The sequence below is a fragment of the Streptomyces sp. SID5785 genome (assembly GCF_009870065.1).
Lineage (GTDB): Bacteria > Actinomycetota > Actinomycetes > Streptomycetales > Streptomycetaceae > Streptomyces.
Map to the genome: position 1 here is coordinate 18,108 of NZ_WWIA01000681.1, position 9,442 is coordinate 27,549.

The following is a 9,442-nucleotide window of genomic DNA, read 5'->3' on the forward strand; positions in this document are numbered from 1 at the left end:
CAGTATTCGCATCATTCGTACTGCGGAATTCGTGTTTCTTCATGCGCCGTCCGTGGTCAGCCGCGGGGGAATTCGCCGCCGTCCACGAAGACGTTCGTGCCGGTCAGCCAGGCCGACCGGTCCGAGACGAGGAACAGCACCGCGTCGGCGATGTCGCCGGGCAGGCCGTCGCGCCCGAGCGGGGTCGTGTTCGTCGGGCTCACGCCCGCTCCGTCGCCCGGCGCCACCCGCGCCCACTGCTCCCGGGTCGCCTCGCCGCCCGGGGTGGTGACCCGGCCCGGGCTCACCGTGTTGACGCGGATCCCGGCCGGGGCCAGTTCGCTCGCGAGCCCGCGGCTGTAGTTCTCCAGTGCCGCCTTCGCCGCCGTGTAGTGCAGGAACGGCCCCATCGGAGTGCGGACCGCGGCCGAGGAGATGTGCACGATCGCGCCCGTGCCGCGCTCCCGCATCGCCGGGGCGAGCAGCGCGTCCAGCCGCACGGCCGCCAGGAAGTTCAGGTCCAGCGCGTCCTGCCACTGCGCGTCGGGGATCGCGGCGGCGTCCGGGTACGGGTCGGCGCCGCCCGCGTTGTGGACCAGGATGTCCACGCCGCCGAGCCGTTCCCGTACCGCCGCCGCCAGCGCCTCGGCGCCGGCCGGGGTCCGCACGTCGGCCGGTACGAGGACCGCCCCGTCCGGGACCTCGCCCGCCGCGGACCGCGCCGTCGTCACCACGTCCGCGCCCGCGTCGGTCAGCTGCCGTACGACCGCGGCGCCGATTCCGCGCGTCCCGCCGGTGACGAGGGCTCGCTTTCCCTTGAGTTCTGCCACACCGGTGTGCGTCATGTTCCGCCTGCCTTTTCCCGTGTCCGTTGTCTTCGCCGCCCTCGCTTTTTCGTTCTCGGGCGACACGTCGAAAGTACGGACGGGAAAGCAGGGAAAGCAAAGACGGAAGTGCAGTGGATGACAGAGGAGTTTCCTATACCGCCAGGCCGCCAGGTCCCGTTGCTCCGCCCGCTCCGTCGCGGCTCCGCAGCTCCGTCGCCTCGGCCGCGAGATTCTCCGGCCGGACCGTCAGGAATCGAGAAGCCCCCGGGCCCGTCGGCCGATAGCGTCAACGGGGACGGGGCCGCAGTGCCGGGGGCCCGCACGAGCGACGGAGCAGATGGAGCCACGATGAGCCGGGCCAGCAAGAAGGACGCGCCGCACGCTGCCGACACCCACGATCTGATCCGGGTGCACGGCGCACGCGAGAACAACCTCAAGGACGTCAGCATCGAGCTCCCCAAGCGGCGGCTCACCGTCTTCACCGGAGTCTCCGGCTCCGGCAAGTCCTCCCTGGTGTTCGACACCATCGCCGCCGAGTCGCAGCGGCTGATCAACGAGACGTACAGCGCGTTCCTGCAGGGCTTCATGCAGAACCTGGGCCGCCCGGACGTGGACGTGCTCGACGGGCTGACCACCGCGATCAGCGTCGACCAGCGGCGGATGGGCGGCGACGTGCGTTCCACGGTCGGCACCGCCACCGACACCGGGGCGATGCTGCGCATCCTGTTCAGCCGGCTCGGCACCCCGCACATCGGCTCGCCCCAGGCCTTCTCCTTCAACGTCGCCTCGATCAGCGGCGCGGGCGCCGTGACGGTCGAGAAGGGCGGGCACAAGGTCAAGGAGCGCCGGGAGTTCAGCATCACGGGCGGCATGTGCCCGCGCTGCGAGGGACGCGGCTCCGTCTCCGACATCGACCTGACCCAGCTCTACGACGACTCCAAGTCGCTCAACGAGGGCGCGCTGACCATCCCCGGCTACAGCATGGAGGGCTGGTACGGGCGCATCTTCAGCGGCTGCGGCTTCTTCGACCCGGACAAGCCGATCCGCAGGTTCACCAAGCGCGAGCTGAGCGACCTCCTCCACAAGGCGCCCACGAAGATCAAGGTCGAGGGCATCAACCTGACCTACGAGGGCCTGATCCCGAAGATCCAGAAGTCGATGCTGTCGAAGGACATCGACTCGCTGCAGCCGCACATCCGGGCGTTCGTGGAGCGCGCGACGACGTTCGCCGTGTGCCCGGAGTGCGAGGGGACGCGGCTCAGCGAGGCCGCCCGGTCGTCGAAGATCTCCGGGATCAGCATCGCCGACGCGTGCGCGATGCAGATCAGCGACCTCGCCAAGTGGGTCGGCGGACTGGCCGAGCCGTCGGTCGCGCCGCTGCTCACGTCACTGCGCGAGACCCTGGACTCCTTCGTCGAGATCGGGCTCGGCTACCTGTCGCTCGACCGGCCGTCGGGAACGCTGTCGGGCGGTGAGGCGCAGCGCGTGAAGATGATCCGGCACCTCGGGTCCTCGCTCACGGACGTCACGTACGTCTTCGACGAGCCGACCGTCGGACTGCACCCGCACGACATCCAGCGCATGAACGACCTGCTGCTGCGGCTGCGCGACAAGGGCAACACCGTGCTCGTCGTCGAGCACAAGCCGGAGGTCATCGCGATCGCCGACCACGTCGTGGACCTCGGCCCCGGGGCCGGTTCGGGCGGCGGCACCATCTGCTACGAGGGGGACGTCGCGGGGCTGCGGGCGAGCGACACCGTCACCGGGCGGCACCTCGACGACCGTGCGCGGCTGAAGGAGACCGTGCGCGAGCCGGTCGGGAAGCTGGAGATCCGCGGCGCGGACTCCCACAACCTCCAGGACGTCGACGTCGACATCCCGCTCGGTGTGCTGTGCGTCGTCACGGGTGTGGCGGGGTCGGGGAAGAGCTCGCTCGTGCACGGGTCCATCCCGGCCGGCGAGGGCGTCGTCTCCGTGGACCAGGCGCCGATCCGCGGCTCGCGGCGCAGCAACCCGGCCACGTACACGGGGCTGCTCGACCCGATCCGCAAGGCGTTCGCGAAGGCCAACGGGGTCAAGCCCGCGCTGTTCAGCGCCAATTCGGAGGGCGCGTGCCCGACGTGCAAGGGCGCCGGCGTCATCTACACCGAGCTGGCGATGATGGCCGACACGGCGACGGTCTGCGAGGAGTGCGACGGGCGGCGGTTCCGGTCCGACGTCCTCGAGTACACGCTCGGGGGGCGCGACATCAGCGAGGTGCTCGCCATGCCGGTGACGCAGGCGGAGGAGTACTTCGCGGACGGCGACGCCCGCACACCCGCCGCCCACAAGATCCTGACCCGCCTCAAGGACGTCGGCCTCGGCTACCTCACGCTCGGGCAGCCGCTGACCACGCTCTCCGGCGGCGAGCGCCAACGCCTCAAGCTGGCCACGCACATGGCGGACAAGGGCGGGACCTACGTCCTCGACGAGCCCACCGCCGGACTGCACCTCGCCGACGTCGAACAGCTCCTCGGCCTCCTCGACCGACTCGTCGACTCCGGCAAGTCCGTCATCGTCGTCGAGCACCACCAGGCGGTCATGGCGCACGCCGACTGGATCATCGACCTCGGCCCCGGGGCGGGCCACGACGGGGGGCGGGTCGTGTTCGAGGGGACGCCGCGGGAGTTGGTGGCGGGGGGTGCGACGCTCACCGCTCAGCACCTGGCGGAGTACGTGGGGGGCTGACACCGGGTTTTCGGGCGGGTGCGGGTGCTTCTTCCAGGGGATACGAGGATCGGCACCCCCACCCCGCTCCGGCCCGCGCCGCCCACCCCGCTCCGGCCCGCGCCGCCCGGCCCACTGCGGCCCGCGCCCGGCCCGCCGCTCCCGGCCCGCGCCCGGCCCTCAGAACGGCAGCGCCCTGCAATGCACCACCGTCAGCGTCGACACCGCCCGGGTCAGCACGACGTACAGCCGCGCGAACCCCCGCCCCGAACCCGATCCCGGCCCCGCCGCTCCCGCCTCCTCCACTCCCTCCACCACATCGGCCGGCTCCACGGCCACGACATGGTCGTACTCGAGCCCCTTCGCCACCCCGGCCCCGAGCACGGTCACCCGTCCCGCGACCCGCTCGGCCCCGCCGGCCTCGATCCCCGCCCTGGTCAGCGCCTCCTCCACTCCTGCCACGTCCTTCTCCGCCGCGATCACCCCGACGGACCCCTCCCGTTCCAGCGCCCACCGCACGGCCCGGACGACCCCGGCCCCGATCTCCCCGCGCTCCCGGACGCGTTCGAGCCGTACCTCTCCGTCGGTCCGCAGGGACCGCGCCGGGGGCACCGCGACGCCGATGCGCCCCCGGACCCGTTCGGCCAGTTCGAGCACGACCCCCGGCACGCGGAACCCGACGGTCAGCGGCACGACCGCCGCGTCCGGCTTGCCGAGGTGCCCGAGCAGCGTCCGCCAGTCCCGCGCGGCCCACGGCGTGGTCCCCTGCGCGAGGTCCCCGAGCACGGTCAGCGACCCGAACGCGGCCCGCCGCGCGATCACCCGCGCCTGCATCGGCGACAGGTCCTGCGCCTCGTCGACGACGATGTGCCCGAACCCCTCGGGGTGTTCGAGCAGTCCGGCGAGTTCGTCGAGCAGCACCAGATCGGCCGCGGACCATCGCACGGACCGGTACGAACGCGCCGGACGCTCCCACACCAGCGCCCCCTGCTCCGCCTCCGACAGCACCCCGTCCGCGGCCCGCGCCAACTCCCCCGCGTCGCGCAGCAGTCCGTACAGCACCTCCTCCGGCCGGGCCCGCGGCCAGACCGCGTCCACGAACGCGCTGACGCACCGCGCCCGCCCGATCCGCTGCACCCACGCGCTGCTGACGGCCCCGGCGCGCCGCTCCGCCCGCTCCCGCACGTACCGCACGACGCGGCTGCGCACCCGTTCCCGTCCGACGGTGTACGGCGGGTCCTCGTCCCGTACGCCCTCGACGATCTCCGTCAGGACGTGGGCCGGTACGCGCCACCGGTACGACCCGTCCGGGACGGCGAGCGCCTCCTCGGCCCCGGCCGGGGACACGCGCGCGTAGAGGGCCCGGCGCAGCACCTCGGCCATCCGTACGTCGTGCTTGACGGCCTCGCCCGCGGGTGCGTCCCGTCCCGTCGCCGGCCCGCGCTCGACGATCTCCTCGACGGTCGACTGCCGCACCCCGCTCTCGCCGAGCGCGGGCAGGACGGCCGAGATGTAGCCGAGGAACGCGCGGTTCGGCCCGAGGACCAGGAGCCCGGACCGCTGGACGCGCTGCGGGAACGTGTACAGCAGGTAGGCCGCCCGGTGCAGCCCCACCGCGGTCTTCCCGGTGCCGGGCGCACCCTGCACGCACACCGAGGCGGCGGCGTCCTGCCGGACGAGGTCGTCCTGGTCGGGCTGGATCGTGGCGGCGATGTCCCGCATGGGGCCGACCCGGGGGCGTTCGATCTCCCCGGCGAGGATCCGGCTGCCGCCGGTCGCCTCCTGTCCGGTGCCGAGCCGCTCGTCCTCGAACCCGGTGAGGTCGGCCGAGTCGCCGAGGCTCCCCGGCGCCCAGCCGAACCGCCGCCGCGTGTCCACACCCTGTGGATCCTTGGCGCCGGCCTGGTAGAACGCCCGGGACACCGGCGCCCGCCAGTCCACGACCCGGGGCGGCGCGGCCGGCCGCTCGCTGATCCGCAGCCGCCCGACGTGGTAGCTCTGCCCGGCGTGCTCCCCGGCGCCGGCCGCGAAGTCGAGCCGCCCGAAGAACAGCGGGGCCCGCGGCAGCTCCCTGAGCCCCTTGGCCTGGCTGCGCAGCTCGTACCCGAGGACCTCGGCGTCGGCTCCTGACGCGGACGCGTTCTCGCCGATCACGACCTGTTCGTCGGCGCCCTCGATCATGGCGCCGAGCGCGGCGCGGCACACCTCGTGGTACGCCCGCTCGGCGAGCAGTTCGGGGTCGGGCACGGGTCCGGGATCGGCAGCAGTCATGCCCCGACCATAACGCAACCGAGTTAAATCTTTTACCGAGTAACGTCACCCGGTGCCGCGACCCCCTCCGCCAGCTGCCGGAACCCCAGCTCGGCGGCGCGCACCGCGTCCCGCGCCACCACCTCGGCGGGCTCCCCCGCCACGATCCGCCGTACGTTCTCCTCGGCGAGGATCCGCTGCACCGCCACGACCTGCCCCGCCGCGAGCCGCGCCCCGACCGCGTCCCAGCCCTGCTCGCCGAGCGCCTCGGCCAGCACCCGCTCGGACCGCTCCTGGTACCCGGCCAGCCGCGCCACCAGCGCCGGCGTCCCGTACAGCAGCCGCAGATACGCCAGCACCGCCGGGTGGTCGCACACCCCCGTCACCGGGTCCCGCCGCTCGATCCCCTCGATGAAGTGCCCCCGCAGCGCCCCGACGGCCGACTCCCCCGGCCCCCGCCCGGCGACCACCCGCGCGGCCTCGTCCTCGTGATCGGCGAAGCGGTACAGGACGAGGTCCTCCTTGGCCCCGAAGTACCGGAACACGGTCGGCTTCGACACCCCCGCCGCCTCCGCCACCTCCGCCACGGAGACCCGCTCGTACCCCTTCTCGAGAAAGAGCCGCACCGCGGTCTCGGACAACGCCTCCCGGGTCCGCCGCTTCTTGCGCTCACGGAGTCCGGGGGTCGCTGCGGGACTGTCTCCACTCATGCAGGGAGCGTACGAGCCGTGGTCCCGCGCTCGGCCGGGGGCAGCGCCAGCGCAAGATACGGGTTGCCCGCGGTCCGCGTCGACAACGGCATCCCGAGCCAGTCCAGCGCCTTGCGCAGCGTCGTCGCGTACGAGCCCACGGCCCGCCGCACATTGGGCGCGTCGAGCGCCGAGCCGGTCACCAGCCGGTCCAGGTCCACGTACGCGGACCGGACGATCTCCAGGCCCCGGTACACCTCGACGTCCGGCTCCCAGCCGATCCGGTGGTCCGCGTCCATCAACCGCTCCCAGCGGGCGAACATCCGCTCCCGGATCTCCCGGGTCGTCGGCGTCAGGTGCATGTGGCGCACCAGGTCGTACAGCGGATCACCGACCATGGCCATCTCCCAGTCGATGAGCACGAGCCCGTACCCGCTCTCGTGACGCACGAGGTTCCAGGGGTTCAGGTCGCCGTGCAGCAGGACGTGCTCCCGCTCGGTGACGCGGCGCCGCCCCAGCCTGTCGCGCAGCTCGTCCGCCCCGGGCAGCCCGACCACGGCGGCCAGCTCCTGGGACCTGCGGGACAGGCTCCCCACCATGTCGGCGATCCGGTCGCCCAGCCATCCGTAGAACCCCCGCTCCTCCAGGTCCTCCCGGTACCCCATGTCCTTCTTCAGGCCGTCCGTCGGCACTGCGGCGAGTTCGTGGAGCTGGTCCACCAGCCCGTACGCCTCACCGGGCAGCACCAGGCCGCGCACCGGGTGCCCGGGCGCCCGGCGCGTGTCCGGGGATCCCTCGTAGGAGTGGATGGTGAACGAGTCGGCGAAGTCGCTCTCCCCCAGCGCGTAGACACGCGGCGCCCTGACGGCCGCGCCGGAGTCCTCGATGGCCCGCAGCACCGCGTGCTCGTCGAGGAACCTGGGCTCGACCGGGTGGGCCGTGCCCACCTTCCTGCGCACCATCACGGGGGGCCGGCCGTCGATCTCCACGACGGTCGCCAGATGCGTGGTCCCGTTGAAGACGAGGCGGGCCGGGGCCCGGCCCTCCGCCCGCAGGGCCGCCTCGACCGCCGACTCGGGGAAGTCCGGCCGCAGGGCCACCCGCTCGTCGCGGTGCCAGAGGGCGGTCCGGCCGGAGCCACGCAGGACCGAGCCGTGCGCCAGCAGCCGACGGTACAGCAGGCGCTCGATGGTGCCCACGTCCAGCACGGTGCGCAGCGCCAGCGGGCGCTGGGCGGCCAGCAGGGCTCGCCTGATCTCCTTCGCCGCCGCTTCCAGGTCGCTCCGGCCGAAGACACGGTCGAGGGAGCGCACCGCCCGGATCACGTCCGGGTAGACGGACTGCGCGTGCTCGAAGTCGAGGTAGTGCGGCAGGTCCTCGTCCAGGCCGACGACCGCCTCGGGGCGCACCCGGCCCATGGCACGGCGCCAGGCGTCCACGACCTCGTCCACCTGGTCGGGCGGATAGTGCGTCCGCACCAGGTGGACCGCCAGGTCGTGCAGGGGGTCGCCGTAGGACGCCAGCTCCCAGTCCACGCAGCGGAGCGGCGGGACACCGTCGCCGGTGACGACGACGTTGCCGCGGTGGAGGTCGCCGTGGAGCAGACCGAACGGGCGGGGGCTCATCCGCGGCGCCCATGGCCCGTACTTCCGCAGGGCGTCCTCGGGCACGCCCAGTGCGACGAACAGCCCGCCGAACTCGGCCCAGTTCGGCATGCGGACCTGCTGATCGGCCTGTGTCCACAACGTGCGCAGGAAGCCGGCGGTGTCCCGGTCGCGCGGCCAGTGGGCGGGGCGCGGCGGCAGGGCCCGCTCCGGCACGCAGGCCAGGCGGGCGAGCAGATCGGCGAAGGCCTCGATCAGCCGCGAGTCGACCGGCTTGCCCTCGGGGCAGACGGCCGCGAGGGGCGTGCCGGCCAGGTAGGTGTGGATGGACCGGTCCCCGCGCCGGGCGAGGAACCGCGGTACGCCGTCCAGGTGGTCGCCGATGCCGCGCAGCACCGCGGCCTCGTCCGGCCAGGTCCGGATCACGACGGACGGCACGCCGTCCCGGCGGCGCCGGACCAGGACGTGTGTTCCTGCGGGCCGGCCCAGGTCCCGCGCTTGTTGCGACGTCAGCTGCACCACACGGTTGAGGTTGTGGTGTCCGCCCATACTCTCGCCGGAGCATGTCTCGGACCGGAGGATCTCGTCCCACAGGTCCCTGGACTCCTCGGTGAAGTCAGGGATCGCACTCGGGGCACTGGGGGCGATCGCGCCCACGGGCCACTCCTGGAAACTCATGCATCAGAGTTGACGGAGCCACACCCTAGTCCCGTGCGACCCGGGGCACGAGCCGAGCCGCACGGCGGCCGCGTGTTCGAGGAGTGAGCGGCCGCGGCCCACAGAGCGAGACGCGCTTGCACGGGCTCGCCGCGCGGCCGGTCGGCCGCCGGATCGTCCCCGGCGGCCGGATACGGCAGAACGAGTGACTGCGCAGGCAGCGGCCCGCGGATCGCGACGCGGCGCCACTGCCCCCGTCCGCCTCACGCCGGACGCTTCGGCACGTGCTCCCACAACCCGTCGAACATCCGCTGCTCGGCCGCGACGAAGTCCGCCTCCGACGTGCTCCTCGCCCGGTCGAAGACGAACATCGGGGTGTCGAAACCCTCGACGTCGCACAGCAGCACCGGCCGGCCGCCCTCGTACTCGTCCACCTCGCGCTCCATCAGGGCCGGGGCGTAGTGGCCGATCAGGGCCTCCCGGCGATTGAGGAGGTACGCCTTCCGGCTCGGGGTGCCCACGGTGTAGCGGATGTCGATGTGGGCGTCCACGCCGTGCCGGCGCAGGCTCGCCATGGAGCTCTTCAGGACCGTCGTCTGGGCGATGTGCTGGCCCCGGCTGCGTGCCCGGACCGCCTCGTCCAGCTTGGCGTCCGCGCCCCAGCCGTCCGCCGGCGACGGGTAGTCGAGGTCCTGCTCCAGGCTCGGCAGGAGCAGCCGGACGCGGATCA

Annotated in this window: 5 protein-coding genes and 1 pseudogene; 1 reads left to right on the plus strand and 5 read right to left on the minus strand. The window is 73.1% G+C overall.

Features of this window, described 5'->3' with window-relative positions; translation table 11 throughout:
- Nucleotides 1-56: 56 nt before the first annotated feature.
- Entirely contained in the window at nucleotides 57-824 is a 768-nt protein-coding gene (locus tag GTW43_RS22060; protein ID WP_161303744.1) for an oxidoreductase, read from the minus strand.
- Between the two features lie 330 nt (nucleotides 825-1,154).
- Between GTW43_RS22060 and GTW43_RS22065 the strand changes: the two genes are divergently transcribed.
- Entirely contained in the window at nucleotides 1,155-3,533 is a 2,379-nt protein-coding gene (locus GTW43_RS22065; protein ID WP_161303745.1) for an excinuclease ABC subunit UvrA, read from the plus strand.
- Between the two features lie 159 nt (nucleotides 3,534-3,692).
- Here the strand turns inward: GTW43_RS22065 and GTW43_RS22070 are convergent, their stop codons facing one another.
- From GTW43_RS22070 to GTW43_RS22085, 4 genes and pseudogenes are all read right to left on the minus strand, one after another.
- Nucleotides 3,693-5,783 carry an AAA family ATPase gene (locus GTW43_RS22070; protein ID WP_161303746.1) on the minus strand — a complete coding sequence of 697 codons (2,091 nt, stop codon included), beginning with the start codon at nucleotides 5,781-5,783 and terminating at the stop codon, nucleotides 3,693-3,695.
- Between the two features lie 32 nt (nucleotides 5,784-5,815).
- Nucleotides 5,816-6,472, minus strand: coding sequence for a TetR/AcrR family transcriptional regulator (locus tag GTW43_RS22075; RefSeq protein WP_161303747.1), 657 nt, complete (start codon nucleotides 6,470-6,472; stop codon nucleotides 5,816-5,818).
- On the minus strand, nucleotides 6,469-8,733 hold the full coding sequence (locus GTW43_RS22080; protein WP_161303748.1) for an aminoglycoside phosphotransferase family protein: 2,265 nt from the start codon (nucleotides 8,731-8,733) through the stop codon (nucleotides 6,469-6,471). The genes GTW43_RS22075 and GTW43_RS22080 overlap by 4 nt, the downstream gene beginning before the upstream one ends.
- A 242-nt stretch (nucleotides 8,734-8,975) precedes the next feature.
- A pseudogene (locus tag GTW43_RS22085) lies at nucleotides 8,976-9,442 on the minus strand (hypothetical protein); the annotation flags it as partial.